Origin of the sequence: Candidatus Merdisoma sp. HCP28S3_D10 (genome assembly GCF_052065835.1) — a bacterium.
Taxonomy (GTDB): domain Bacteria; phylum Bacillota; class Clostridia; order Lachnospirales; family Lachnospiraceae; genus Laedolimicola.
In genome coordinates, this window is sequence record NZ_JBQHTG010000001.1 from 122,967 (window position 1) to 149,062 (window position 26,096).

Sequence of the window (26,096 nt, forward strand, 5' to 3'; positions counted from 1 at the left end):
ATTTAGTTGTTTGCTCGTTTCGTCAACGCGCTTGATTATAATAACACCGCTTTTAACAAATGTCAACTGTTTTCCCGAATTTTTTTCAAAAATTTTTATCCGATTTTTAAATTTACAAATTTGAAAATAATTTCAAAAAAGTGTTGACAATAGGAACACTTTCTGATAAGATACTATTTGTTCGCAGGAGTGGCGGAATGGCAGACGCGCAGGCTTCAGGTGCCTGTAGTCGCAAGGCTGTGTGGGTTCAAGTCCCATCTCCTGCATCATGAAAGCTTTTCAGAGGAATCTGGAAAGCTTTTTTTTGTAAGAACGGACGAAACCAGGAGCGGCGGAGGATTTTCTTCTGAAGTGTTCGGACGTTTCACAGACAGGCGTCTGTCTGGCTCGGACTCAAGGTCCGCTCCAGTCAGACACCAGTGCGCGAAAAGCCGGACACTATCTTAGAAGAAATTCCTCCGCCGCTCCTGGTTTCTGGTTTTTGATATAAACTAGATGGCTATACCCGTACTACTTTGTGGCCAGCTGCCTTCAGCAGCCGGTTCATGATGGCAGCACCGATGGCGGCGTCTTCGAAGGATTCGGAGAAGATACAATCCACATCCGTGTCGTCGAATTTACGAAGTACCTCAAAAAGGTGTTGTGCGATCTCTTCTTCGTTACTGCGGGCTCCCAGGCTCATGACCAGGCCATGAGGATAGCGTGACGCGGTTTCATCTGTAGCGATGATTCCCACTTTTTTTCCTTCCGCTTCGGCCTCTGCAGCCATCCGGTTCATGGTCTCGACTACTTTGTCGCTGGGACCTTCTACGATGGTCAGGTCGGCTCTGGGCGCGTAATGGCGGTATTTCATACCGGGAGCCTTTGGCTTAACGCCTGAGTTCGGAGCGATGATCGCCTTATCAATCTCTACCGGACCAATGACTGCTTCCATCATATCTTTCGTGATGGCGCCCGGACGCAGAATGACCGGAGGCTCTACACTCATGTCTACAATGGTGGATTCCAGGCCAATCACTGCCTGGCCGCCGTCCAGAATCATCTCGATCCGTCCGGACAGATCCTCTATCACATGGGCTGCCGTAGTCGTACTGGGCCGTCCCGATACATTAGCGCTGGGAGCTGCTATAAAACCTCCCGCCGCCCGGATAAAGGCCGCCGCGATCCCGTCGCTCGGCATCCGTACTGCTACTGTATCCAAGCCGCCTGTGGTCTCGGAAGGTACCCGATCTGTCTTCGGAAAAATCAGAGTCAATGGTCCCGGCCAGAAGGCATCCATCATTTTTTCTGCCTTTTCCGGCACCTTCGCCGCAATTTTATACAGATCCGCCCGTTCTTCTATGTGTACAATCAGGGGATTATCCGAGGGACGCCCCTTGGCTGCGTATATTTTCTTGGAAGATTCCGGATTCAGCGCATCGCCGCCGAGACCATATACCGTCTCCGTAGGAAATGCCACCAGGCCGCCGGCCCGGATAATATCGCCTGCCTCTTTCATGATTTCCGGATCGATATTGTCATAATCTAGTTTTCTTACCTGTGTATCCAAAGTTTCACCTGCTTATCGTTATTTTTTACATGATAGATCCAATATGGCTATTTCGCCATCCGGTAGATTTCTGCCATATCTGATCTGGTCAGCTTCTGAATGCTGCCGATGGTCCGCTTATCCATATGACTGCATTTGTAGGCCAGTTCCAGAATCTGTCCTTCCGTCAGTTCTACGCCCAGCTCTTTTATGCTGGTGGGCATATGAATGGATCGGAAGAAATCCTCCAGTGCTTCAATGCCTTCCAGGACGGTTTTTTCCGGATCCGCGTAGTTGTAAGTAACACCCATTACATTCACCGCGAACTTGGCAAAGCGCGGAACATCATTGAGATATACGTAGCGTGCCCAGCTTCCCCAGACTGCCGCCAGTCCTGCTCCATGGGTCACATCAAACATACCGCCCAGCTCGTGCTCCAGCTGATGGCAGGCCCAGTCACCTGCTCTGCCGCAGCCGGTCAGTCCGTTGTGGGACAGACTTCCCGCCCAGAAAACTTCAGAACGGGCGTCATAATCCTGCGGATTTTTCAGCAAAATCTTTGCCTGGTGCATCACTGTTTTTATAAGTCCCTCAGCCAGACTGTCTGTCAGCTCCGTATCCATCTCATGAGAAAAATACCGCTCCATGGTATGCATCATAATATCTACACAGCCGCTCATGGTCTGATATTCCGGCAGGGTATAGGTCAGCTCCGGATTCATAATCGCGAATTTCGGCCTGCCCAGATCACTGCTGCATCCCCGTTTTAACCAGCCCTCTTCATTGGTAATGACAGAGGAATTGCTCATTTCACTTCCGGTGGCTGCCAGAGTCAGCACCACGCCTACCGGGACGGAGTCCTTCACCACCGCGATTTTTTCATAAAAATCCCAGACCTCACCGTCGTATTTGACGCCATACCCGATGGCCTTGGCAGAATCAATGGCGCTTCCGCCTCCTACTGCCAGAATAAAATCTACTCCTTCTTTTTTACAAAGCTCGATCCCCTCATGAACCAGGGACAGATGGGGATTCGGCACCGCGCCGCCCAACTCTACCCAGGGAATTCCTGCCTCGTCCAGAGACTGAAACACCCGATCCAGAAGACCGCTCCGTTTCACGCTTCCCTTTCCGTAATGCACCAGCACCTTCGTTCCGCCAAACTCCCGTACCAGCGCTCCAGCCTGATGTTCTGTATCCTTTCCGAATACTACCTTTGTGGGTGTGTAATACTGAAATCCGTTCATGTGATGTCCTCCTTGTTTCTCACGCTTCGAACTGGGCCTGTCATGCGTAGCTGACTGCTCTGTTTCTATTATACTTCCTTTTCTGTGCGCTGGCAACGATGGAGTAATTTTAACAAGCTTATTTATTCATACCGCAAGGCCTCGATCGGGTTCATTTTCGCCGCCTTGTTGGCCGGATAATAGCCAAAAAATACGCCAATCAGAATCGAGAAGGTCACCGAAAATACGATACCGCCCACGGAGGGCTTCGCCGCGTAGCCCAGGGCATTGGTGGCTATCGCCGCCAGATTTTGTGACTGTTTTTTGTATAAGCTGTGAGGAAATCGTGTGAATCCTGTGATTTTTTCTGTGTTCACACCGGATTCTTCCGTGCATATCTATATAAAAAACCTGCGTACAGGAGAACCTATGGTTGAAAAAATTGTAATCGATGCCGGCCACGGTGGAAAAAACCCCGGCGCCGTCTATCAGGGACGCCGGGAGAGCGACGACGCCCTCCGCCTTGCCATGGTAGTGGGAAATATTCTGGAGGAAAATGGCTATGACGTCATCTATACCCGAACCACCGACGCTACCCAGTCCGTTGGTCAGAAGGCTGCCATCGCCAATGAAGAAGGCGCCGATCTTTTTCTTTCCATTCATCGCAACGCCGCCGACTATCCGGGCCAGTATGATGGAATCCAGACCCTGCTCTATGACGATTCCGGCCTCAAAAAAAAGATAGCTGAGCGGATCAACGCCAATCTGGAGGCGCTGGGCTTTCGAAATATCGGCGTCGATATCCGGCCCAACCTGGTGGTTTTAAACAGCACCCGGATGCCTGCCCTTCTGGTTGAGGCCGGGTTTATCGACAGCGATAAGGACAATCAGCTTTTTGACAGTCGTTTCCAGGCTCTGGCCCAGGCCATTGCCGAGGGTATCATGGAGACTCTGGAGGAATCCGCCGCCACAGAGGAAGGCGTTTCCGCCGACTCACTTTCTCCCGTAGCTTCCGTGAGCGACCAGACAGAAGATCCTTCCCTGCCTGATAAAGAGCTTTACCGGGTACAGGCAGGCGCCTACCGGGAGCGGGAATACGCGGAAAATCTTTTGAGTCTTCTGGAAAATGACGGTTTCCCCGCCTACATCATTTATCATGACGGTCTTTATAAGGTGCAGATCGGTGCCTACGCCCGGCTCAGCAACGCCATCGCCATGGAGCGGGAGGTGCGGGAAAAGGGCTATAATACCTACATCACCACCTGCTGAAGAGGATTATAAAAAGGGAGCAGTTCCTGACTGCTCCCTTTTTCCTGTCAAATTTATCCGAGGATATAGCTTCCATCCAGGGCGAATCCTGCCGCTCCTGCCTGCTCCGGCCGGGACAGGCGACTGTTCCGATCCAGATAGCAATGAGTATCCATGTGGCTGCTCCAGTTCAGCAGCACCAGCTTTCCCTCCAGCCCCAGGGGTGTGAATTCCCGGAGCAGACGTTCCAGTCTTTCCCGCTCCGGCTGTTTTTCTTCCCCTGTCACGTCCAGGATTACCGTAAACGTATCCTCATTTTTTCCGTACAGCCGCTGATAGATCTGAAGCAGCTCCTGATTTCGGCTCATCCAGTCATGCCATTTGAAATATTCCACCAGCACTGCTTCCCGGCCGGTGACAAATTTCAGCATTTCCAGAAGTACCCGGCCGGTTCCCCGGCCGCTTTCCAGTTCTCCCATCCGGCCCAGCAGAATCCGGAGCTGCTCCGGTGTATATTCCTGCCCGGCTGCCCGGTTTCCCGTCCATTCTGCGAAAACCGGGAGATTTTCCCGGGGCGTACTCTCGTAATCCAGATACTCCAAAAGCCGGTCCACCCGTTCCTCCAGATCCTCGTAGACGCTCTGAAAGCCGCACAGATAGCGTTCAAAGAAAGCGTTTCTTCCCTCTTCCTGATAGATTTCCGGCAGATATTCTACAAAGCTTCGCCAGGGAAATTCCACCCGGAAGCCTTCGATAGTAAAAAAGCTGTCGCTTCCCGCTCCCAGCACCCGGATCAGCACCCAGAGATACCGGCCCTCCAGCCCGTGAAGCAGCAGATCCGGCGTATTGACCCGGCGCACACTTTTCCAGTTCCCGAAAGCCTCCTCCGGCGCTCTGCCCTCTTCCCAGAGCTGTTCCACAGTCTCGGACAGATCCGTATCCGCGGCAGCCGCGAAAATTTCGTATTTACAGTGATGGAAGCTTCCCTCCAGCACCAGCCGGTGCCAGGTTCCTCCCTGATCCATGGAATCATAGACCGGAGCCAGGTAGAGAAACGCTCCGCTTCCTTCTCCGGTCAGCCGGTACTCCTCCGTCAGCTTCATCCGGCGGGTTTTTCCTTCCTTCAGGCCCAGCCGGTAAAAATTCAGTTTTTTTCCAGTCTCCATCATAACCGGCATTCCTCCTCTTTCAGCAGAACTCGAAGTCTGATTCCTTTAAGTAAGCCAACGCGTCCTCCCGGAGCAGCAGATCTCCCCGGTTGCTCTTCTCCGCGGCGCTGCCCGTCCGTTCCAGATGCAGTTCCCGGACTTTCTCCACGCCCTCCAGATTTTCCAGGGCTGTATACAGCTTTCCATAAGAAATCACCGCTCCAAAGCTTTTTCCTCTGATTTCCTGCTGCAGGCATTCCCGTATCGCTCTGCGGACGGCAGGCGTATCCTGTCTGAGCTTAAGCCTGCCATACACTTCCACACCCACATACCGGGGCGATACAATCCGTACCCTGGTATTGATCAGGCGGAAGGACTCCAGATGTTCCTCCAGAAGCTTCCGGTAAACCGGGCTCAGCTCGGGACACCTTTCCTCACTCCAGGGCTTTACTACGACAACCACCTCATTGCTGCCTGCTTCCTGCCGGTGCAGCTCCCCGTAAAGCTTTCCCGGGATCACATGCACCTTTTCCAGCATAAGCCCCGGCGTCCCGCCGATGATTTCTTCATAATCCCGCTCCGCCGCCAGCCGTCTCTGGGTAAATAATTCCTGCTCCAGCCGCACCAGCATTTCCTTCAGGCTTTCCCTGGATCTGCCATTCTCGATAGCCAGCGGATTGTGTATCCGGTACGGAAAACTTTCCCCATGTTCAAAGGTCCGAAGTTCTCCCGCCTGGATATTTCCGGCGCCGCACAGGGAGGTTACCAGTCCTGTCACATAGATTTCCTGCTTCTGGCGCGGTACAGCTCCATGAATTCCATCTCCGAACCGAATCATCTGCCGTTTCCTGTCATAGGTAAATACCTGTTCCTCATAACCGGCCTCTTCCAGGTTCTCCCGGTGCTGATATAAGGCTGTTTCCCCGTCACTTCCACAGATCAGCAGAGAAAATCTCCAGGCGTCCGGATAGTCAAACAGAAGCTCCTGCCCTGCACAGCCGTCTGTGACGCCGATACGAAGTCCTTCCAGCCGTTCTCCTTCTCTGCAGATGGTTCTTTGCTGCACCACCGGAAGCGGATTGACACAGACCAGTCCCAGCCTGGGCGAACAGTCGTAGGTGTTTTCCGTAAGCACGGCCCGGATATAGAAGGCCTCCGGCATATCCGGATCCGGGCGCAGAGGCTGCATACTTCCCGTAAGCTCCGGCCATACAAAGCCGCTCCGGAGAAATCCGCAGGTGTCGTCCTCAACCGGAATATCGATCCAGCCCTTTTCTGTAAAAATCTGCCATTTTAATGCTGCCAGACAAATCCGGCCGGAAAAGGGATTTCGTTTTTCATTTTTTTCTACACAGAGATAGAGCGCGTCTCCCTGCTGCAGAGCTTTCTCAAATCCAAAATAGACGGCCTGCTCTCCCCATTTTCCTGTAGGGAACATCTCCGCGTAATCCCCGTCCACTCCGGCAAAGGCCGTCAGATCCACAAGTTCTTCTGCTTCTTCCCGCAAGAACGCCCGGAACCGGTTCGTCTCCACCCGATAGTCCTCTTCTGTCTCAAAGGGAATCTCTCCTGCCAGCAGCGCCGTCCCACCGGGAATCACCTGTCCGGATCCGGCCGCCTCCGCCACCACATAGCCTCTGGCCGGGCAGGCTGCCTTGGGGAGAATACCCAGAAGCTTCAGGTATTTTTCCACATGGGCATCCCCTGTGGCATTCATATAATAATCCAGCATATCGGTCAGCCATGCGTACAGCTCCAGTACGGTAATACCCGGATCATGGCTGTTGAAATCCGTCCACTCCGCTGTCATAGCCGGAATCCGGCTGACAGCCCTCTGTTTTATCTGCTCATAGGTCACCTGATCCAACTGGGGTACTTTTAACATGCGCTCACCTCGATATATACCATATGTTCACCGCTCACAGCCATTGCGAAGGGATCCTTGCGGTTTTCATAAAAGCTCTCGTCCACTGCGGTTTCCTTTCCGTCCACCAGAGCAGTCATCACCATTCTGGAAATGCCGGAATCCTCGATCCGGGTTCTTAAGAAAGCAGTCAGCTGGGCAGGCGTGGGCAGTTCTCCTATCTCCCAGCCATTTCCTGCCATACCGCCCTCCAGCGGATCCAGAAATGTCCGGATCAGCTCCAGCGTCTTCTGCTGCAGCTCATAGGCCTGCTCCATGGATTCCCGCTCCAGCCATACCCGGACGTTCATTCGGATAAAGTGGGGCTGAATCAGAGTCAGCGTCTTTCCCGACGCCGTCAGTGCGCTGTCCGCCAGTAGCCGCTCCCGAATCTGTCTTTTCACACTGGAAAATACATGGGCGCCCTTTCCATATTCCTCCACAAGAACCGCCACTGTCACACTGCCATATTCTCTGTTTCCCATAGAATCTGTATGGTTACAACAGCGGATTTTCCGGACGCCGTAGGCAGCCTGGGAAATGATGTCAAAAAAGTCTTTCTCTGTTACTGCCCGGCTCCGGGTGCGCAGCATTCCTGCCACCAGATCCATGGTTGTTTCCTCTGTATATCCGTCATAGCCTCCATAGGTAGGAAAGGGATTCGTTACTTCCGCCAGATAACGGATCGCGGTTCCCGGTACCCGGATGCGATCCGCCGGTACATTGGCTCTGCTGCCCCCATAATTACTGTGGGAGACACGGATTTGCGGTCCCTCCTCCGGAACCGGATAATCGGCAAACGCGTGCTTCCGAAATTTCAGCTCGCCGGAAGCCATGTCCAGCTGGCAAATCCGCCCTCTCTCATAAATGGGATTGCCCGGCTTCCATTCCACATAAGCTCTTTCCTCTCCTTGCTGCTCCAGCACCTCTACCCTTGCCTTCAGCAGATTCTGCTGGGAAAGCTGGATCGTCACAGCGTCCTCCAGGCTGTCCAGATAAAATTCCTCCGTCACCGTATTCACGTTGACTACCCGGACCATATTGGGATAGATTCCCCGGATCAGCGGAAGCCCGTACTCCGGATTTTCCTTATTTTCATTGATAAACCGGATAAAATAACCCTCATACCCGTAGAGCTTCTTCCGGACAGCATCCTGGGGAATCATCAGCAGCAGATTGCCGGATCCGCAGAATCCCTCCGTATAATCCTCTGTCCGCACCGGCAAAAATCCCTGTTCCGTCAGGTATTCCGTCCGGAAACGGATCGGCCTGTCCCCGTAATTCTCAATATCAAAATACAGGCTGAGGGGCAGTCCCGCCATCGAGCGGTCAAAGCCCAGATACATGGTCCTTTGCCTGTTTTCTGTCTCGTAGAAGAGAAGCGTTCCGCCTCCGGCTTTAAGCTCCTCCGTAATATCCTGTTCCTCAAAGTTGTTGCAGGTCAGCACACAGTCCGGCTCCTTTGGCGCTTCCTTATAAGAATAAGAAAAGGTCGGTGCCGATATCACAGGGCATTTATAGACTGCGGGCATTTTATAGATATTCTCCGCCTGCAGCAATCTCACGCGAATCCGTCCTTCCCCGTTCTCCTCATAATCCGCCATATCCTCCGGGCAGAGAAAATCCAGGGTAACCGCCCCTTCTGTGGATCCGTTGAACATGGATCTCCGATGGGCTTCCCGGAACAGCGGCTTCCAGCCTGCGTAACTCCGGTATTCCCAGACCGTATCCTCCGCCAGAACCTCCGCAGCCCGGACACTTAAGGGCTTCTTGGGCTTCTTCATAATGGCCTTGTATTCCAGATCCAGCTCCGGCACCTCCGGCCGTTCCTCGTGAAGCCGGTAGTCCAGACGGAAGGAAAGCTTTACCCGCGCCCCTCTTCTGCTTAAGACCTCCCCGTCCTCAAAAACAGTTTCATTGTACAGCCCGAGAGGTTTCCCAAAGGGATAAAAGCTTGTGCCAAACTCCGGATTTCCATTCAGCCGAATCTCCTCCGGTGCCTTTCCTTCCCGTCCCATGGATACGGAAATTCCCCGAAGATACAGCTTTGGCAGCTCCCCAAGACAGGTCAAGGCCAGATAATAGCCCTCCTTCTGACCCATGCGGATCTTCTGGGGAATATAATGGTCCATACGAAGGCGCACCGCGTCTCCGTCCCGTTCTACCGTCTGGAAAACGCGCTCCTCCCCCTCCGGTTCCAGTATGGACCAACAGAAATCCTGGGAGGTAACGGCTGTCAGCAGCTCTTCCCGGGCTTTATCCCCGGAGGTCTCCGCGTAAATACGTAAATCCAGCTCCGTTAGTCCGTCAAAGAGCTGTTCAAAGCACAGATACAGCCTGTGTCTGGTGCTGTTGGTTCCTTCTGTGCCAAAAGCGGTGAAGGCTTCCTTCTCCCGATATTCTTTTTTTACAATTTTACCCAGTTCCCGGTCTGTGACTACAATTAGCTCCGGGTGTACGTCTGTCGCTGTAATCCCATGCTCTGCGGAATATACCAGTTCTTCTCCCTTATCTCCGGTGGCCAGCACCCGGGTTCCCCGGGGAATGGATACCAGGCCTTCATAGCCCTCCACCGGCCGGAACTGTACATAGCCCCTGGAAGCGCTGATGGGTTCTCTGACCAGTCCGTCAAACAGATTCAGATACTGGATTCTGTGCTTATCGATCACGCCCTGATACCGCTCCTCGCAGGAAGCAAGCATTTCACTGCCAAGATCCGTCAGCACCGAACCGGCGTCCTTTCCCCCCGGCTCGTAGGCAAACTCCGGCACGTAGGAACGCATCAGCTTCTGCAGTTTTTCATTTGCGGAATATTTCTCCATGCTTTTTTCCTCCTCCGGCCCTTAGAGCTCGCCGATTCCCTCCTCCAGATAGTAAGGAAATACCAGATTGTTTGGATTGTTGGTCGCCCTCACGTCATAGCTGATATTCAGATAAATCGTTCCGCCCGTCAGGTTTCTTCTGTCTACGGTCACATTTACATGCCGGATTCTCGGCTCATAGCGGGTCAGCGCGTCCTCCGCCTCCCGGATTAAGCCCGCCTCGAAGGCAGCGTCCGGTAAATCAAAGATATAATCCTGCAGATTGCAGCCGAAATCCGGAAGCATGGCCCGCTCCTTCAGTCTGGTCATCAGAATGATATAGATCGCCTGCCGGATATCCTCTTCCCCCTCCGCCATCCGGAATTTTCCTGTTACCGGATCCACCTTGGGCGGGAAAGCAAATCCCTTTCCCAGAAAAGCCCTTGAATCTTCCATGCCTGTCTCTCCCTTTCCCGCTGTGCTTCCTGCGTTCTGTCTCTTAATTAATCTGTACCATAGCTCCCTTTACGGCCACCGGACCGGAGGCCTGCAGGTTCATTTTTGCCTGGGCCTTCACATCCACCTGCGCCCCCTCTGCCTTCCAGGCGGAATTGGCCTTCATGCCAATCTCATTGTCCGCCGTCAGGGAGATCTTCTTTGCTTTCAGGCTGATCGTTCCTCCGTTTCCGTCCAGCGACAGCTCTACGCTCCCCGCCTTGATGGAAATGGTCTTTTCTGCCAGAAGCTCTGCCTTCCCGTTTTTGTAATCCAACTGTATCCCGTTCTTGCCGTCCTTATCTGTGAGTTTACAGCACTCCTTTTCATCGTCGATGACCAGGGTGCTCCCCTTTGGCGTCGTCACCGTGATACTCTGCTTCCCGTCCTCGTCTGATATGGCGATATCCACGCCGCCCTTGGTTTTTATCTGCTTTTTCACATTTTTTTTATCAAAATTCTCCGACACCAGGGCCGCGCCGCCAGGATACAGGCTGCCCAGCAGGAACGGCCGCTTCAGGCTGCCTCCGATGAAGCCCACCAGAACTGTCTCGTCGATCTCCGGCACCCAGTAGGTTCCGTAATCCTTCCCCGTATAGGGAGTCAGCAGCCTCACCCATTCGCACATATTTTTACCGGATTCCCAGACTGTGAATTCCACCTTCACCATGCCCTTGAAATCCGCATTGTTATTCTCTACTACCGTCCCCTGGACGAAGCCCGGCGTGTGCTGCCCGTCATAATATTCATTTTCTCTCTGAAATAAATCTGTAATTGCGTTATTCATAGACTGCTCACTCCCGCTCTCAGATAAGTCCGGTACCCGTCCTCATTCAGCACATGGCGCACATAGGTAATATAATATTTTCTGTCTGCCTGGGCCGACAGATTCTTTACCTCCACAAAACGTCCCGGCACCAGCTCCGGAATTCCCACGCACTCACATTCCAGGGATCCGAATTCCTGGCAGCTTTGCTCCATGCGCGCCTGGGCTCTGGCCTTGGCCTCCGCCGCGTCCTTCACGCCCGCTTCATAATAAACCTGTCTGGAATTGCCCAGAAGCTTTCCGGACTGCTTTCCAAAGCTGCCGGAAATCACAGCCTCTCCCTTTATCTGCTTTCCGTTTTCCGGATCGATGGCGCGGATTTCTATCTTCTTTACCAGCGGCTGCGCCGACATGAAAAACCGGGCATTCAGGATTCCCTGGGACGGTCCCAGTGTCATCAGCGATGATGTTACCTTCTGCCGTTTCCGGAAATAGGCTTTTCCCTGGATAACAAAGAATTCATATCCCTGCTTTTCCGCCTGCTCCACGATCAGTTCATAGTCTGTCATCATATGGCTCCGGAGCGGAACCTCCTCCTCTTTACAGGAGTCGATCTCCTTTCCCGCCAGGTAGCTGCTTACCGGCGTTTCACCCAGAATCGCCTTCACCACTGCGTCCGCGCTTTTCTGGGTAAAAAATTCCATTCTCCTGGTCTTCATGAGAAGGCCTTTGATGTCCATGCACTCTACCCGGATCCGGTAATCGTCCTCCTCGGTGCCATGCTGGTATTCCACCTGGGAAATATAACCCCGGAACACTTCTTCCCTGGAAATATATCCCAGCTTTATTTTTACACTTTCTCCTATCTGAAGCTTATCCGCAATCTTCCGGTCAAAAGCCGTATCCTTCACCCGGTAGGCTCCGTCCACATAGAATACGCAGCCGGAGGCCTCGAAACCGCTGGTCAGCTCCAGCTCTATCTCCTGGATATCCGCCTTTTTTTCCGACAGCTTTTCTGACCCCACCGTAATCTCCACGGAAGGAGCGGAAAAATTCTTATATTTATCTCTCAGGGCGCGAAAGCTGGTGCTTCCCTTCATCATATCCATATCCGCTGCCTCCTCCGTCTGTCCCTTACAGGGCCGGAACCTTCAGTCTTCTGGTATAATCCACTTTTCTGGGATTTAAAATGCCATTTTCCTCCGCAATGGTTCTCCAGCTGCCCGGATCGCCGTATTCCTCTGCCGCCAGCATCCAGAGCTCTTCCTTCTGGTTGATCCGGCGGTATTTGGTCCGGTCCGGCGACTCGTGGGGATTGGCTCCGATTTCATTCAGAATCTTCTTATCCTCACCTTCGATCTCCATATCCAGACGGGCCCGTACCGGCATTCCGTTCCGGTTGAACATCTGATAGCTGATTCCCAGGGAAGTCACATGACCGTAAAAGGCCATACTGCCCCATTCAAAAATCACCAGGCTGGGCTCATGATTCTCCGCCGTCCGCTTCATAATCATACCCAGATCCCTGCAGATCTCCGTAAGCTCGTCATTGCTGTCCAGATATTTGGATAAGCCTTTGGGCAGCTGATATTCTGTCAGCTCGGTAGAGGTATCCAGAATCAGGCTGACCCTTAAGATAGCCAGCTCGCTCCCGGATGCCTGGGTATTTTTCGGGTGCGCTTCCTCTCCCTGCCCGTTGTGGCTTTTAAATTTCACACTGCGGCTGATGGAATACTCCGTAGGATTGAACTGTACCGGTATGGTATTCTTTTTTCCGTTCTGCGTGTTGTAGGAAAGCCGCGCCCGCTGGAGAGCGCCGTCCCCATATATCAGCTTCTGTCTCGTATCTGTGCTCATTTATACCAGTCCTCTCCTTTCCCGTTCGGTACGGAGCTTCTGCTCCAGCTTTCGATAGACCCGATTGGTCATATTCTGGAGACTTTCGTCCATATAGCGCTCCACTTCCTTCTGTACCTGCCGTCCCACACTGGCAGAAACAGCGTTCTCTGTCAATAGCTCCGGATCCTTTGTGATAACCTCCCGCACAAGCTCTCGCTGTTTTTCCACCTGAAGCTTCTTCTCTGTCCGCACACTCCGACGAACCTCCTGAAGCTCCTCGGTTACGTTGCGAATATGCTCCTGCATTTGCCGACGGCTTGCCTCCTGCTCTTTTGCTTCCCGATCCTCTGGATAAACCATGGACGCAGTCTCCAGAGTCTGTCCGGGAGACGTCTGTCTTGAGGCGGCCCGTCTTCCGGCTGCTTGCATCTGAAAGGCCCGTATCAGGGTCGGCTGACCGTTCCTGGTGGCCTGCCGTATCTGCGCCGCCTGTGGAATCACTCCCGGACTTTGCATCTGCCGCGGATAGGGCAGCCCCGGCGTCCCCAGTGGCTGTATAGCCTCCAGGGTCTCTCCCTGCAGCATTTCCACCGGCTGAAATCCGTTCCCTATCTGAGGTATGCCAAAGCTGTCGCCCGGCATGCCCGGCTGTGCTGCCTTTTGCAGCATCCGGTAGCCTGCCGTATTCTGAACGGTATCCCGGACCCGATTCTCCACGATGGTCTGCAGGGTTCTCTGTTCTGCGGGCTTTTGCAGTGTCTGTTCCACTGCGGTCTGCAGGACTTTTTCTCCCTCCGCTTTCTGAAACACCTGCTCCGCCGTCTGCTGAGCCTTTTTTTCTGTCTCTTTTTCTATCTTTTTTTCTATAATATGCCCGGTTGTCTTCTCTACGGTATTCTGCAGGACGTTCTCCACTGTTTCCCGTACAATCTTCTGTACCGTGTTCTGTACGGTCTCCTGTACTGTCTGCTCTGCAACGCCCGGAAGCTTTCCCGGTTCCGCGGATCTTCCTGTGTTCTCTCCGGCCTCCTCCGGCCCGGTCGTCTCGCTGGCTGCGTGAACCATCGGTACCTCCGCCAGCTCCGGCCGCGCCTGGCTGCCGCGCTCCGAATCTCCCGGAATCAGCTGTCCGGAAATCCCATGACCCGGCGTCCGGAATTGTCCCGCCTCCACAGGCGTCTGCCCGATAGGCTGTCCGGGCGTCCCGGAAGTAATCTGCGTCTGCCCTGGCGCGTTTTTTGCTTCCGCAGGACTCTGCCACCGGCTCCCCGGTATGGACAGCTGTTCTGCGCGCTGCCCCGCTGTATCATGCCACAGCTGTTCTGTCTGTGTCAGCTCCGCTGCGCTGCTCTGCCGCTGTACCAGCTGCATCGGTTCCACCGTGCTCTGCTGCCGGTTCCGCTGCGTCCCAGGTGTCTCTGTCACGTCTCTTCGTCCGGTCTGGTTCTGCACTAACCCATCTGACTTCCACGCTTCGCTTTCGACAGCTTTCTGCCCCTGTTTCTCCGCCGCTTCCTGCTCCTCCATATCGTAGAGCAGGGACATGGGAAGATACCCTGTCGATACGTCCAGCATCCGCTCTGTGCGGAGCAGAAGCCGCTCGATTCCGGATGGCGCAGACCCGGCATTACTCCGGATGGCGATTTCGGACGATCCGGCTGCGGCATTTGTCATCACCGCCGCCCCCGCGTTCCCGATTCTTCTTCCCGGTACCCGGAACTCTGCCCGGTAACTGCTGTTATATATATTCTCGATTTTTCGAAGCAGCACCAGCTGCTTCTCTCGGATTTTTTTCTCTCTGATTTCTTTCTCTCTGACTTCTTTTTCCTGAATTTCTTTCGTTTGAATCTCTTTTTCCAGAACTTCTCTGTCCCGGAGTTCTTTCTCCCGGATCTCCTTCTCCCGGAGTTTCCAAATCTCCTGCGCGCCCCTGTCTCCGGACGGTGCCGTCTCTCCCGGCTTCTTTTCCTGTCCGGGCTCCGCGCCCCGGCCGCTTCCGCGACCCTGTTCTCTGTATCTGTGCTCCGTATCCGCAGGTACGGTACGAAGCTCCTCTCTCATGGATTCTGTGTGTACAGGCACCGTCTGAAGTTCCGCTTCTGTCCGCGCCTGCTCTGTATGAATCTGTTCTCTTTCTGTCTGCTCCGTGTGGAATCGTTCTCTCTGAAGCTCCTCCCGTAGCCGTTCCGTATGAATCCGATCTTTCTGAACCTCAGTCCGCAGCTCCTCCCGGATACGCTCCGTATGGGTCTGCTCCCGCCAAAGCTCCTTCTCCAGACGTTCCGTGTGCGTCCGCTCCCGCCGAAGCTCCTTCTCCAGCGTCTCCCGCTCTGTCTTTTCCAGCCGTTCTTTCAGTACTGTCAGCTGTTCTGTGCCGCCCTCCCGCACCAGCCTGTGGATTTCCTGCGCCATACGGACCGTCAGCTTCTCTTCCAGCTCCGGCATCTCCCGGCTGATAAGCTTTTCCACCTGTTTCTCCACCGTAGGATAGAAATTCCGGAACGTCTGTTTCTCATAAAGCTGATTCAGCAGCTGAAAATTCTGCTGATACAGATAATTTTCCTCGGTGATTCTCTGAATCCGGTACCGGTTGGTCACATAGCTGTTCTGCACCGTTTCCCCGGCTGCCTGCTCTGCCGCTTCCGGGAAAATCATGGCAGCGGAATCGAAGGGTCCGCCCCCCTGGGTATGCTGCGCTATAATTTGATTGGCAAAGCCCAGAAACTGATTCCGCATTCCGGTCACCCCTTACTTTTTTCTACAGCTTGCGCCATGCGCCGCTGTCCCTGCTGCCTTCCTCCTCCAGGGTTTCATATCCCAGCTCAATGCTGGCCACCTGAAGACCGCTGTCCCTGGCGGAAAATTCATTCAGGCTAATCCGTCTGATATAAGCGCCCGCCAGATAATATTCCTTCTTTATCTCACCCTTTTGGTCTGCCACATAGATGGCCACCTCTTCCCGGAACCGGTATCCGGGCTGGTAAAGCCGGAACTCCATTTCCCGTTCCAGGACTCCCCGTTCCAGCGTCAGGCTTCTCTCCTGCCTGCCTCCCCCGGAGACCAGGGCATAGACGGCTCTGTTCCAACCGCCCTCCCGCAGAACTTCGAAATTTTCTTCCTCGGAAAGACCGGACAGACGCTCAAAGCCGATTCGTTTTCCTTCCAGATACACGATAAAATTATAACTTCTACGCCGGTTTTCTCCGTTTTCTGCCACAGCTTTTGTCCCCCCTGTCTACAGTTCAAAAATATTTTTCGGCTTTCCGCTGATCTTTTTATGGATTTCTGATATTTCCGCGCAGAATCTCCGTCTGGTCATATGATCCATCTGCATGACCGTCTCGTAATCCCAGTGAAAATAATAAGCCACAAAGGAAACCTCCCTGTAAAGCTCGTCCTTGGGATAGACGGTTATTCCGCTCTCGTAAAATTTATAGGCTTCTTAAATTTTTCCCCGCAGGCCGGACACACGCAGGTCTCCGTCAGCTCCTCCATGGAATTGATCTGCTGGTACATATTCTGCAGATACGCCAGATCCGCGGAAAACAGCTTCTCAATGGTATTGGGCCGGATATTGGTCAGCGTTCCCAAAGAAGTCACAACTCTGGAGAGAAGGATAATGGTCAGATAGGCCGGATTGCTGACTACCCTGGGATCCCGCAGAGGCAGAATCTCATCTGCCGCAGTAGCCATCCGCATGATGCCTCTTTTATGCAGTTCCCCATTTTCGTCCAGATAGCCTCTCGGAAGTTCAAATTCAAATTCTGTAATGAGTTCCATACGCGCTCCTATTCCATCAGAAACAGGGGAGGGCCTTCCGGCCCCTTTCCCCTGTATCCGATCTCAGTCTTACTTAGCTCTCTCTTGTCATAGACTCATATACCAGTTCCACGCTCTCAAACGCAATCTCACTGGAGCTTGCATTGAAATCCGGAGCCGTATACTTGCTGGGCCATGCATTGGTCAGCGTCCACACTGCCAGTGCGGTGGATCCGTCGTCATCAAACAGGGTGATGGTCACATTCTTGTTGTGATCCTCGCCCAGGGAGGTTCCCTGGGATACGGAGGTAATCCAGTCATAGAAGCTTAAGGAGCTTGTCATGCCCCATTTCAGGGTTACGTTGCCGAATTTGGTCAGACCGTTCATTTTCCGGGACCAGTTTACGCCCTCATCGCCGGTACGGTACTCAATCACATCGATACTTGCGTCAAAACCGCTCACCTCTGAAAAGCTTGCCTCTGTAATACCGTCGATTTCGACCTTATAATTATATTTTTTAAATGGATATGCCACCTCTTTATTCCTCCTTTATCTTATTTTTTGCAGGCTCTTATGATTCTTCCATGAACTGTGTAATACGGAAGATTACGAACTCAGCCGGACGGCTGGGCGCTACGCCGATTTCACAGATCAGACGGCCGTTCAGGATATCGCTCTGGGACATGGTATCTCTGCCGATATTTACATAGAAGGCCTGATCCTCCGTATTGCCCACCAGAGCTCCGCTTCTCCACATGTCACGCAGGAACGCGCGGATCGTACGTCCTACTCTTGCCCACAGCATTTCATCGTTGGGCTCAAATACCGCCCAGTTGGTCTGGGACTTGATACTCTCCTCCAGATAGATGAACAGACGGCGAACGTTGACATATTTCCACAGGCTGTTGCTGGAGCAGGTTCTTGCGCCCCATACGCGGATGCCCTGTCCCGGAAGCGCGCGAATCAGGTTCACGCCGGCCGGATTCAGGATATCCTGCTCTGCCTTATTGTACAGGCAGGAGAGACCGATGCAGTTGTATACAACTTCGTTGGCCGGAGCCTTATGTACGCCTCTCTCCACATCGCTTCTCGCATAGATACCGCACACAGCTCCTGAAGGCGGAATGTATGCCGGCTTCTTGTTCAGCGCGTCGTAGATCTGGATCCAGGGGTGATACATTGCCGCATAATCGGAATCAATCTTCTCTCTGTGTGCCAGCACATCCTGGGGCTTGGTCAGATCCTGCGGAACATCCAGAACCGCGAAGCTTGCTCCGGTATTGGTGCAGTGCGCCACCAGCGCCAGCTGAACGGCCGGACTTGTCACGCCCGGAATCGCCATGATACTCACATTGCTCAGCTCTTTAAAGGCTGCCAGACCGGTTCTCTTGCCCGGGCCGCCGTCCCTGCCCATAAATACGTCATCTGTGATTCCCTTTTTGCCGCCGTCAGAACCGCCTGCCAGGAATACCACTGCCTTCTCCGCGTCAGCTGCAGCGCCGAAAACTGCCAGCGGGCTTCCGATTTCCTTGCTTTCTTCCGCAGTCACATCTACCAGTTCAGACTTGGAAAGAACCTTTGCGATGTAGGAAGCAGCCCCGATATTCAGGGACACGCCCTCGTAAATCTCTACCTGATCCCGGTACGCAATCTCAATGTTCATTTCGCACGCGGACAGTACCTTCTTCGGTACCGGATTCTTGTCTACCAGATCCTCTTTCACCGGATTAGCCAGTGTGATGGTATTGCCCTGTACCATGGAAATCTTATTGTAACCGGTCACCTTACCGTTATTGCGGATAGCGATGATGTCGCCCTCTGCGAATACAGATCCGTTGGCTACGGTATATACCTTGCCTGTGGCGTCATCGCCGGTTGCCTCAATTATGGCTGTCTTTCCCTTGGAAGCCGCTACTGCGGTAACCTTGATTTCATTGCCCCATTTTCCGGGATTCTTTGCCTGAATGCTGATTCCGTTGGCTGTTACGCCTGCTGTGGCCGCGTCAGAGGCTACCGTTCTCATCACGTAGCAGCGGGATCCGCCGTTGGCAAAGAACTGCTCTACCGCGTAAGCCAGATAACGGAATTCCCCATAGGTGCTCTCCGGAAGATAACCGCCGAATTTCCGGTTGAAATCCGCGAAGCTGGTAACAAATTCCGGCGTTCCGCTTACTTTTCCTTTTTCAGCCATTCCGATGAATCCGGCTGTACTGGTTCCCACGCCCTCCATCGGTCTTAAGCCTGACTCAAATTCCTCTACATATACTCCTGGAGATAAATATTCTGCCATTTTCTTTTTTCGGCACGAAGCTTTCTACTTCGCCCTTCCTCCTTTCAAATTGATATCTCTTGTTACACAACCCTATGGAATCATAGTCGTTGTGGCCGGACCGGGATTTACCACCTGGATAACCCCGCCCCAATTGCACATGCATTTACATGTGTGATTCACTGCTGGTTTCCCACCGACCAGGACGGTCGGGCTGCCCGGCGCCCAGGGTGCTGACGTCACCGGTATACAGGGCATCGGTGTAAGCACTCCAAGCGCTGCCGCAGTCGCCGCCGCTACCTGCGGGTTCGCCATGGAAGTACACATACCAAAGGGCATAATGTTTACCATCGGCTGATTGTCTGTGATACAGGCAGGCGCCATGCTGCTGCATTGAACCTTCGCAGCCGGAAGTACATTCAGTACAGACGGCGCCATGCCGAAGCTGCACATAAGCTGCGCTCCTGCAGTCACAATAACCGGCATTTTCAACCCCCTTTCCTTTCAGGCAATTCCCGCTAAAGCGGTATGACCTTTCCTGCTTCTTTTCCTTCTCCCGGTCCCACCGGGATCGCGTAGGCTCCGTTTTGGTCTGTTACCGTACGGTATATCCGCACCAGCGCCCCGCCCTTTTCCAGTTGCTCCGGAGGTTTCTCCTCCGGTTCCACGCGATATTCATTGATACCGCGTTTTTCCATAATGACAAAGGGAAAAAACTCACCTCTGTTTTCCAGCATACAGGGTTTCCCGGTTAAATCCTCCCGGGTAAAGCCCTGAAACAAAAACCAGTACTCTTCCCCAATCCTGCGCAATTCCCGGAAGGTAAGCCCTGTGGGCTTTTCCCGTAAGAAGCACACCTTTCTGGGGAAGGGGGCGTCCTCCTTCGGAAGCTGTCCCTCCAGATATTCACAGCCGCCCCGGCCCGGCCTCCGGTACATCCGCACCTCGGCCACCGGTTCCTCCGGGCTCAAATGCTTTTTCTCCACCTGTACGGTACAGGGGTGATAATCGGGACCCTCCAGATGAACCCTGGTCACAGCCTCCTGGGGCTCCAGAAAAATATAAAGCCCGTTCTCCTTTTCTACCGGATGCACGATACGCTCCCCGATAGAAAACAGAAAGCTGTTTTTTCGGATATCCTTTCCCGAATAATCGTCCACCAGCCGCAGCGCAAAGGCTATCTTCATCCGAATCATCGCATTCCTCCCTGTCTATCCCCGGTTCGCCACATCGAATTCCGCTGCCACTACGCGGCGGAAGCTCCGTACTCTTCTGGAAGACAGAAGCACCGGCGCCACGCTGAAATAGATTCCCAGCTGATAGGGAACGGACAGCACCGACCAGATTTTGGTCTTTTCCTCGTAGCTCAAGGGTAAGAGTGTCACCGAAGCCGTCGTATCCTCTTCCTCCTCCGCCGTCTCATACAGAATCGCATGATCCATCAGCACCTGCATGGCCCTGCCCAGAATTCTCTGCTCATTTTCCATATTGGACATAAACTGCGACTTTGTGTTGATAAAAAGCGCAAAGAACAGGTTCAGCGGCTTCGGCGGATACTGGGCTTTATTGCCCCGCAGACGTATCAGATCCTGCTGCTGATATTCCCGCAGCTCCTGAATGTCATACAGATACAAGCCCAACTGAAAATCCGCGTTTTTGTCTGTAGGTACAGCCAGCGCGATGGACTCCGGCGACTGAATCAATTCCGGACAGATGTTTTCCCGCAGCACTTTCAGCACTTCATTGCTCACATCTGATATCACCGAAAAATCTGCCATAAATTCGCCCTCTCCTTCTACTTATTTTCTACGGTAAGGAACATCAGCTGTTCCGGATCGTCCATTTCATAACAGAGCCGGTAACGCACGTTGTTCTCTTCACATACTTCTTCATAGATGGCTTCCGCCATATTGACCCCGCTGACCTCAAGATAAGTCTTATTCCTGGTTGTCAGCTCATAGCTTACGGAGCTGAAGGCCGTCGGAATATCCATTCGGATCCGATCGATGGCCACGCACTCCTGAAGTCCCACGCCGCCGTTTTCCGGCGTCTTCAGGGATTTCTCCAGGAAATCCACATTCAGGCTGTCTCCGTAGGCTGTTACCGCCGTAATATTGACGGCGGATCCGTCCAGGTCTGCTGCCGACTGCCATTTGTCGCTACTCAGATAATAATAAATATGGTAACCATTCAAAATAGGAAGGGTGGACAGCCGCTGCTGTTCCTCCTCCGCGGCCTTTTCCGCCGCAGATTTCTCTATGGTAATCACGGTTCCGTCTGCCGTCGTTGTGCTGCTGTCTGCCGCAGCCGCAGTGGTATCGGTAAGCTGGCTTGACTCCGTCTCGTCCAGGGTCTCTCCATTGTCGTTTGGCACATAGTAGCTGTCTCCCTCCGAGGTGGAGGCGCTGTCCAGCTGCAGCTCCACCAGGCAGTCCGCCTTCAGAATCAGCTGCGCCCGCTCAAACAGGAAGCTGGTACTGCCTTCATTGTAGTAGACCATGGGCTTCTCCCCGGTCATCTCCAGTACCTTATCCAGGGTCTGTCCCAGAAGCGCCTCACACTGAATCCCGCCTCTGGCAAACTGGCCTTCAAACAGCTTCCGGCCCGACGCGTCATAGGAGGTTCCCCTTCCCTGGAAGCGTCCCAGATAAAACTCTCCCTCGTATTGCTTCACGCCGCTGTCATAATAGCTGATGCCTGTTCCGTGATAGACGCCGTTCTGGAACTCTCCTTCATAGATTACGGCTCCGGACTCGTTATAGAGGGTCCCTTCGCCCTGGAAGGCTCCGTTTTCAAAATTGCCTGTATATGCTATGCTCTTGTTTTCAAAATACAGAACGCCGCTGCCGGAAAACTGATTGTCTTTAAATTCTCCGGTGTACCGCGCCGCGCCGTTGGCCCCGTACAGGGTTCCGGTTCCGCTGAAGCAGTTGTTTTCGAAACCGCCCTCGTATACCAGCACACCGTCCTGGTTCCACAGCTTTCCATTACCCTTGCACACACCTGCGGAAATATCTCCCGTATACACCACTTTGCCGTTAGCCGCCCGGATATTGGCTTTCCCGGTATACTCTCCCAGCTTCACATCGTCGTAATCATAGTAAACGGTGGTGGTCACATTTTCCGACGCCGTAGTATCGGAAAGGGGGGCCGCTATCCAGTTGAAATAGATAAATACCGCCGCGCACCCGGCCAGAATCAGAAAGTAAACCAGCATTTTTGAAATCCAGAATCTTCCAACTGTGTAATAATCCTCGGGAGATTTGGCCTCGCCGTTTAAAACCTTCCGGACCTTTGCATTGATGGGCGTTACCAGCTTGGACGTGATAATATTAGCGTTGAAGAGCTGCTGTACCCGGCGTACTACCCTCTGGAAGGGATTCATAACCGCGGTACGGAGCCTTATAAATGCCTTTCCCAGCAATGTGAAAGCATAGGAACCCTGTACTCCCTGAGACATACGGGCTATCCCATTTGCTATAAGCTTAAACAGACTTCCCATTCCTTTCCTTCCTCCAACCAGTTACTTCTCTTCTGCCTGTAATGCCTCGCAGCGGAAGATATAATACTTCGCAGCCATATCTCCGGGATTTTCCCGCAATACCCGCGCATACAGGTTCTTTGCCTCATAGTAGAAGCCCTTTTCGTAAAGCTCCATGGCTTTGTCAAAGGCGTGCTGACTCTGTTTCATCACGCGCACCTCGTCCGCGCCCTTTTCGTCATACATATCCACAAGACCGATATCCAGATCCTCCGTCTTCAGACGGCCCACATAACGTCTCGCGTATCGCGTGGCGCTTCCCAGCTTTTCTCCGGCTGCTTCTGTCATCAGGAAGCGGCTTCCCATGCTCCGCAGGAATTCCGCGTGCTCCAGGAGCTTCTCGAATTTCGGAGCCAGCACCACCGGAATATAACGCTCCTCGTCGCCGCAGATACCGAAGAATACATCGGTCTGATCCACCACAAAGGCCACGTCCAGCTGTCCCTCTGCTCCATAGAGACGGTTTTCCGCGTCAATCCGGGCCAGAATCGTCAGGGCGGCCAGGGCGGCTGCCTCTGCGCCCTCCTTGCAAATCAGGATCATGCTCTGAAGATTGGCGTCATCTACAATCGAAACAATCTCACTCTGCTTCGCAAACCGGTTGACAGTACTGAAGAACCGGTTCATCAAAGCCTCCTTCTGTTCCATGGACAGGGATTCCTCCGGATAAAGCCGCACATTCATCACGGCAAAATTACCCTTTACACTGCTTCCCAGCGTCAGGGAAGCCAGATTATCCTGTCCCAAAAGTCCAATCATACTGGGCGGTACAAAGTGATAATAGGTCTCGCTCATCCGCTCCAGACTGACAATCTGCACATTGATATCGTCGGCCATCTTATTGAAGACCTGGGTGATCCCTGTAAGCTCGTCCTCGGAGGTGCTGCGGATCCGGATACTCCGGTCGCCGTCCGCAAACAGCTGCATTTCCCGCTTGATTTCTCCGATGGGAGCAAGGATCCGGTAAAACAGCACCATCAGCATCACCAGTACAATGACCAGGAAGGCCGCGCAGACCACTGCGAAATCCTTCACATAGTTGGCTGTATAAGCTGAAATATTCGCCGTATAGACGCCGGTCTCCAGAAGGTACACGGTTTCGCCGGACAGACCACCCACCGGGGTGATACACACCAGACGCCGTCCCTGCTGATCCGTAATTACGCCGTTTACCGACTCTCCGGTAAGAGCCGCCCGTTTATACAGCGTCTCCGCCGGAAGATTCATCAGAATCTCGCCGGGGTAGAAGCAGGGGCTGTTCTTATCCACACCCACGTAAATCTCACCGCTCTCGTAATAGAGAACCCGGGTATAGAGCTCGCGGGTGGCCAGCTGCTGGCTTAAGTAACGGTAAGCCTCTGTGGAATAATCGTAGGGATATTCGATTTCCTGAAAGGATTCCTGTCCGAAGAGGGCCGCCAGCATATTGCCCTCGTCCATCACCTGTTTTTCAAAATTCTCGTCGATGGCGTTGCCATAATACTGAAAGGAAATGTAACCGAACAGAATCATGGTCAGAGCCAGCAGCGGAACGGTCGCGCTTAAGAGACGCTCCATAATCGTATGGCCGCCCCGGATAGCGCTGGAAAACATTCCCAGCATCAGTACGGCCGCCAGGGCGATGACTCCATAGATCAGCCACTGCTTCAGTATGAACCAGAGAATCGCCAACGGGCCGTAATGCAGACTGTTCAGCACTGCGCCGCTGCCGTCCTCACACACCAGGAAATGGAAGTCCGTGTCCTGTCCGTTCTTCACCAGGGCCGTAAAGGTATTGAGCCCCGACATGGACATGGCTGCAATATCCCGCGGCGTATACACACTGGAACCGCCGAAGGGGCTGCTGCCTCCAAGCAGCGTCTCCTCGGAACCGTCCGACAGATTCAGACGGCTGATATCTCCGCTCTCATGCTCGCCCAGATAGATGTATCCGCTTTCCGCGTAGGCAATGAAGGTCGGGTACATAAGCGTCTCCAGGGTTCTGGCCGGATACACCTCGTACACGGTTTCCTCATCTGCGAAATATACCTTGCCCGAATCGGAGATATAAACCAGATTCGTACTGTTTCCCATAGCCTTATAGACGCCTTCCCCGGTCTTCAAGGGATAGGTTCTTGTATTCTTCAGCGAAAGGGTGTCGTCCAGCACCGCTCCGAATTCATAGCTGCTGCGGATAGCCTGGGTCTCATTTTTATCGGTGGAAATCAGGGTAATCGTATCGCCCGTGGCATTGATCCAGCCAAAGGTATGATTCTCCTCCGGAGTCAGGGTAAATACCTTCTTTTCCTTCCGGAAATGATTCTCAAAATCCAGCACCACCAGTTCCTGGGACAGAAGCTCTCCGGTATAGGCGTCCTTTCGATCCCGCAGGACATAGACATAAGTTTCACCGGCCGCCATACCCCGGATATTGTACATGGTGGACTTCTTCACGGTCCGGAACCGGTAGGTTCCACTGATGGCGCCGTTCTTCTCTATCCGCGCAATGACCGTGTCCTTTCCTTCATACCAGCCGGAAACTGTCCTGCCCTCCGCGGCTGTACAGAAGCCCAGCAAGGAATCCAGAGAAACCGTATTCTTTTGAATGCCCTGCCAGCCTGCGTATACTCCCGCCAGTATCCAGATGACCAGCAATAATCTTCTCAATCCTTTGTTCATAGCTGCGCCCCTTTATTCTTCATTTCCCAGATATACATTTCCGATATATTCAATGCCGTTATAGCTCACATTGCTTTCATAGGCCTTCCGCACCGTGTACCTTCTGTAAAACTGTGTCAGACCGTACACCAGCGTCACCAGCACCAGAATCGTCAGAAAGGCTGTCATGGAGTTGCGGAACAGAAATCCCCGGATTCTCCGGAACCTGCTTTTGAACCACCAGAGCAGTCCCCGCATTTCCACCGGTTTATCCGGCATACTTCGGATCGTGGATATCATATGGCCCAGGGACTGGAAGCCTGTGGTGTTCATCTTCATATAGAACAGCCGCACGTCTCCCGGATAGCTGTCGGGCGATTCGTACTTTCCCTTATATTTCAGCTCCAGAATCCCGAATACCCGCTCCGCCACCTCCTTCAGGTAGCGGCTTTCCTCCATTCCCGGCTTCAGCTGGGCGAAATCCAGGAAATAATTGAACTGTACCTCGCCCTCCCGGGTAATATTGATATTGCGTTCTTTCAGAAGCAGGCTTCCCAGATCCGGGCCGGCCCCGCACTCGGCACAGGCTGCAATCAATCCCAGCGCCGCCCGCTTACAGTCCGCGAATTCTACCAGATACACGCTTCCCAGCAAAGACAGGAGATTTTCATGATAATACCGGAATACCAGATTCAGTCTGTTTTCATAGACAAAGGAACCGATAAAATCACGGTTGGAAAAGAAAATCCGTTCGGTATTCAGTTTTTCTGTTACCATCTTCCGGCAATCCTTATCGTGAATGGAAACCATGGTGTAAAATACGCCGGTGTCCTTCAGGGTATCCGTGCAGACATAAATGTCGTTGACGGAATTCTTCAGGACTGTCCTCACGATCTCAAGCTCCATATTCAATGCTGGGAACATGCTCTCTCACC

The 26,096-nt window shown here is 53.2% G+C and carries 23 protein-coding genes and 1 tRNA gene; 2 read left to right on the forward strand and 22 right to left on the reverse strand.

The genetic code is table 11. The features are described from left to right. The first annotated feature begins 183 nt into the window (after positions 1-183). Positions 184-266 (forward strand) — tRNA-Leu (locus ACTNCH_RS00565). Between the two features lie 233 nt (positions 267-499). Here ACTNCH_RS00565 and ACTNCH_RS00570 read toward each other — a convergent pair. The 3 genes from ACTNCH_RS00570 to ACTNCH_RS00580 form a co-directional block, all read right to left on the reverse strand. After that, positions 500-1,549, reverse strand: a complete 1,050-nt coding sequence (locus tag ACTNCH_RS00570; protein WP_441038285.1) for an L-threonylcarbamoyladenylate synthase — start codon at positions 1,547-1,549, stop codon at positions 500-502. Between the two features lie 47 nt (positions 1,550-1,596). Then, positions 1,597-2,775: an iron-containing alcohol dehydrogenase gene (locus ACTNCH_RS00575; RefSeq protein ID WP_441015816.1), complete on the reverse strand. Its 1,179-nt coding sequence runs from the start codon at positions 2,773-2,775 to the stop codon at positions 1,597-1,599. A gap of 122 nt (positions 2,776-2,897) precedes the next feature. Beyond that, a complete protein-coding gene (locus tag ACTNCH_RS00580) occupies positions 2,898-3,131 on the reverse strand; it encodes an ABC transporter permease (protein ID WP_441015813.1) in 234 nt (77 codons plus the stop codon). A gap of 52 nt (positions 3,132-3,183) precedes the next feature. Here ACTNCH_RS00580 and ACTNCH_RS00585 point away from each other — a divergent pair, with 52 nt between their 5' ends. Continuing rightward, entirely contained in the window at positions 3,184-4,023 is an 840-nt protein-coding gene (locus ACTNCH_RS00585) for an N-acetylmuramoyl-L-alanine amidase (protein WP_441015810.1), read from the forward strand. 53 nt (positions 4,024-4,076) lie between these two features. On the opposite strand, the gene ACTNCH_RS00590 is transcribed toward ACTNCH_RS00585, so the two are convergent. From ACTNCH_RS00590 to ACTNCH_RS00680, 19 genes are all read right to left on the reverse strand, one after another. Continuing rightward, a complete protein-coding gene (locus tag ACTNCH_RS00590) occupies positions 4,077-5,171 on the reverse strand; it encodes a hypothetical protein (protein ID WP_441015807.1) in 1,095 nt (364 codons plus the stop codon). A 19-nt stretch (positions 5,172-5,190) separates the two neighbouring features. Beyond that, positions 5,191-7,035 carry a hypothetical protein gene (locus ACTNCH_RS00595; protein WP_441015804.1) on the reverse strand — a complete coding sequence of 615 codons (1,845 nt, stop codon included), beginning with the start codon at positions 7,033-7,035 and terminating at the stop codon, positions 5,191-5,193. Then, the gene (locus ACTNCH_RS00600) at positions 7,029-9,875 is read right to left on the reverse strand and encodes a hypothetical protein (protein WP_441015801.1); all 2,847 of its coding nucleotides are present in this window, start codon (positions 9,873-9,875) and stop codon (positions 7,029-7,031) included. Before ACTNCH_RS00600 ends, ACTNCH_RS00595 begins: the two co-directional genes overlap by 7 nt. Positions 9,876-9,896: 21 nt before the next feature. Next, the gene (locus ACTNCH_RS00605) at positions 9,897-10,310 is read right to left on the reverse strand and encodes a GPW/gp25 family protein (protein ID WP_441015798.1); all 414 of its coding nucleotides are present in this window, start codon (positions 10,308-10,310) and stop codon (positions 9,897-9,899) included. Positions 10,311-10,353: 43 nt separating this feature from the next. Then, positions 10,354-11,136, reverse strand: a complete 783-nt coding sequence (locus ACTNCH_RS00610; protein ID WP_441015795.1) for a phage baseplate assembly protein V — start codon at positions 11,134-11,136, stop codon at positions 10,354-10,356. Continuing rightward, positions 11,133-12,224 (reverse strand): phage late control D family protein, encoded by a 1,092-nt coding sequence (locus ACTNCH_RS00615; RefSeq protein ID WP_441015792.1) that lies wholly within the window; start codon positions 12,222-12,224, stop codon positions 11,133-11,135. Before ACTNCH_RS00615 ends, ACTNCH_RS00610 begins: the two co-directional genes overlap by 4 nt. A 25-nt stretch (positions 12,225-12,249) precedes the next feature. Beyond that, complete coding sequence (locus ACTNCH_RS00620) at positions 12,250-12,972, reverse strand: CIS tube protein (protein WP_441015789.1); 723 nt, start codon at positions 12,970-12,972, stop codon at positions 12,250-12,252. Beyond that, positions 12,973-15,690, reverse strand: coding sequence for a hypothetical protein (locus ACTNCH_RS00625; protein ID WP_441015786.1), 2,718 nt, complete (start codon positions 15,688-15,690; stop codon positions 12,973-12,975). Between the two features lie 22 nt (positions 15,691-15,712). After that, positions 15,713-16,171: a phage tail protein gene (locus tag ACTNCH_RS00630; protein ID WP_158363006.1), complete on the reverse strand. Its 459-nt coding sequence runs from the start codon at positions 16,169-16,171 to the stop codon at positions 15,713-15,715. Between the two features lie 18 nt (positions 16,172-16,189). Continuing rightward, on the reverse strand, positions 16,190-16,324 hold the full coding sequence (locus ACTNCH_RS00635) for a DUF6760 family protein (protein ID WP_262670681.1): 135 nt from the start codon (positions 16,322-16,324) through the stop codon (positions 16,190-16,192). A 41-nt stretch (positions 16,325-16,365) separates the two neighbouring features. Next, positions 16,366-16,734 carry a phage tail assembly protein gene (locus ACTNCH_RS00640; protein ID WP_441015782.1) on the reverse strand — a complete coding sequence of 123 codons (369 nt, stop codon included), beginning with the start codon at positions 16,732-16,734 and terminating at the stop codon, positions 16,366-16,368. Between the two features lie 73 nt (positions 16,735-16,807). Continuing rightward, on the reverse strand, positions 16,808-17,248 hold the full coding sequence (locus tag ACTNCH_RS00645; RefSeq protein WP_158363013.1) for a phage tail protein: 441 nt from the start codon (positions 17,246-17,248) through the stop codon (positions 16,808-16,810). Between the two features lie 37 nt (positions 17,249-17,285). Continuing rightward, positions 17,286-19,004, reverse strand: coding sequence for a phage tail sheath subtilisin-like domain-containing protein (locus ACTNCH_RS00650; protein WP_441015778.1), 1,719 nt, complete (start codon positions 19,002-19,004; stop codon positions 17,286-17,288). A gap of 72 nt (positions 19,005-19,076) precedes the next feature. Then, positions 19,077-19,469: a DUF4280 domain-containing protein gene (locus ACTNCH_RS00655; protein ID WP_441015775.1), complete on the reverse strand. Its 393-nt coding sequence runs from the start codon at positions 19,467-19,469 to the stop codon at positions 19,077-19,079. Between the two features lie 32 nt (positions 19,470-19,501). After that, positions 19,502-20,179 (reverse strand): hypothetical protein, encoded by a 678-nt coding sequence (locus tag ACTNCH_RS00660; RefSeq protein WP_158363019.1) that lies wholly within the window; start codon positions 20,177-20,179, stop codon positions 19,502-19,504. Between the two features lie 15 nt (positions 20,180-20,194). Beyond that, positions 20,195-20,761 carry a DUF4255 domain-containing protein gene (locus tag ACTNCH_RS00665; RefSeq protein ID WP_441015772.1) on the reverse strand — a complete coding sequence of 189 codons (567 nt, stop codon included), beginning with the start codon at positions 20,759-20,761 and terminating at the stop codon, positions 20,195-20,197. Between the two features lie 17 nt (positions 20,762-20,778). Then, positions 20,779-22,485 carry an MORN repeat-containing protein gene (locus ACTNCH_RS00670; protein WP_441015769.1) on the reverse strand — a complete coding sequence of 569 codons (1,707 nt, stop codon included), beginning with the start codon at positions 22,483-22,485 and terminating at the stop codon, positions 20,779-20,781. Between the two features lie 21 nt (positions 22,486-22,506). Next, complete coding sequence (locus ACTNCH_RS00675; protein ID WP_441015766.1) at positions 22,507-25,182, reverse strand: HAMP domain-containing protein; 2,676 nt, start codon at positions 25,180-25,182, stop codon at positions 22,507-22,509. A gap of 12 nt (positions 25,183-25,194) precedes the next feature. Continuing rightward, positions 25,195-26,085 carry a hypothetical protein gene (locus tag ACTNCH_RS00680; RefSeq protein WP_441015763.1) on the reverse strand — a complete coding sequence of 297 codons (891 nt, stop codon included), beginning with the start codon at positions 26,083-26,085 and terminating at the stop codon, positions 25,195-25,197. Positions 26,086-26,096: the final 11 nt, after the last annotated feature.

Bases quoted from the DNA above. Each gene is read 5' to 3' on its own strand.
- ACTNCH_RS00590 (WP_441015807.1), bottom strand. From the start codon at position 5,171: ATGATGGAGACTGGAAAAAAACTGAATTTTTACCGGCTGGGCCTGAAG.
- ACTNCH_RS00600 (WP_441015801.1), bottom strand. From the start codon at position 9,875: ATGGAGAAATATTCCGCAAATGAAAAACTGCAGAAGCTGATGCGTTCC.
- ACTNCH_RS00680 (WP_441015763.1), bottom strand. From the start codon at position 26,085: ATGTTCCCAGCATTGAATATGGAGCTTGAGATCGTGAGGACAGTCCTG.
- ACTNCH_RS00575 (WP_441015816.1), bottom strand. From the start codon at position 2,775: ATGAACGGATTTCAGTATTACACACCCACAAAGGTAGTATTCGGAAAG.
- ACTNCH_RS00595 (WP_441015804.1), bottom strand. From the start codon at position 7,035: ATGTTAAAAGTACCCCAGTTGGATCAGGTGACCTATGAGCAGATAAAA.
- ACTNCH_RS00640 (WP_441015782.1), bottom strand. From the start codon at position 16,734: ATGGAACTCATTACAGAATTTGAATTTGAACTTCCGAGAGGCTATCTG.
- ACTNCH_RS00585 (WP_441015810.1), top strand. From the start codon at position 3,184: ATGGTTGAAAAAATTGTAATCGATGCCGGCCACGGTGGAAAAAACCCC.
- ACTNCH_RS00620 (WP_441015789.1), bottom strand. From the start codon at position 12,972: ATGAGCACAGATACGAGACAGAAGCTGATATATGGGGACGGCGCTCTC.
- ACTNCH_RS00615 (WP_441015792.1), bottom strand. From the start codon at position 12,224: ATGGATATGATGAAGGGAAGCACCAGCTTTCGCGCCCTGAGAGATAAA.
- ACTNCH_RS00605 (WP_441015798.1), bottom strand. From the start codon at position 10,310: ATGGAAGATTCAAGGGCTTTTCTGGGAAAGGGATTTGCTTTCCCGCCC.
- ACTNCH_RS00655 (WP_441015775.1), bottom strand. From the start codon at position 19,469: ATGCCGGTTATTGTGACTGCAGGAGCGCAGCTTATGTGCAGCTTCGGC.
- ACTNCH_RS00650 (WP_441015778.1), bottom strand. From the start codon at position 19,004: ATGGCAGAATATTTATCTCCAGGAGTATATGTAGAGGAATTTGAGTCA.
- ACTNCH_RS00610 (WP_441015795.1), bottom strand. From the start codon at position 11,136: ATGAATAACGCAATTACAGATTTATTTCAGAGAGAAAATGAATATTAT.
- ACTNCH_RS00670 (WP_441015769.1), bottom strand. From the start codon at position 22,485: ATGGGAAGTCTGTTTAAGCTTATAGCAAATGGGATAGCCCGTATGTCT.
- ACTNCH_RS00675 (WP_441015766.1), bottom strand. From the start codon at position 25,182: ATGAACAAAGGATTGAGAAGATTATTGCTGGTCATCTGGATACTGGCG.
- ACTNCH_RS00665 (WP_441015772.1), bottom strand. From the start codon at position 20,761: ATGGCAGATTTTTCGGTGATATCAGATGTGAGCAATGAAGTGCTGAAA.
- ACTNCH_RS00625 (WP_441015786.1), bottom strand. From the start codon at position 15,690: ATGCGGAATCAGTTTCTGGGCTTTGCCAATCAAATTATAGCGCAGCAT.
- ACTNCH_RS00660 (WP_158363019.1), bottom strand. From the start codon at position 20,179: ATGATTCGGATGAAGATAGCCTTTGCGCTGCGGCTGGTGGACGATTAT.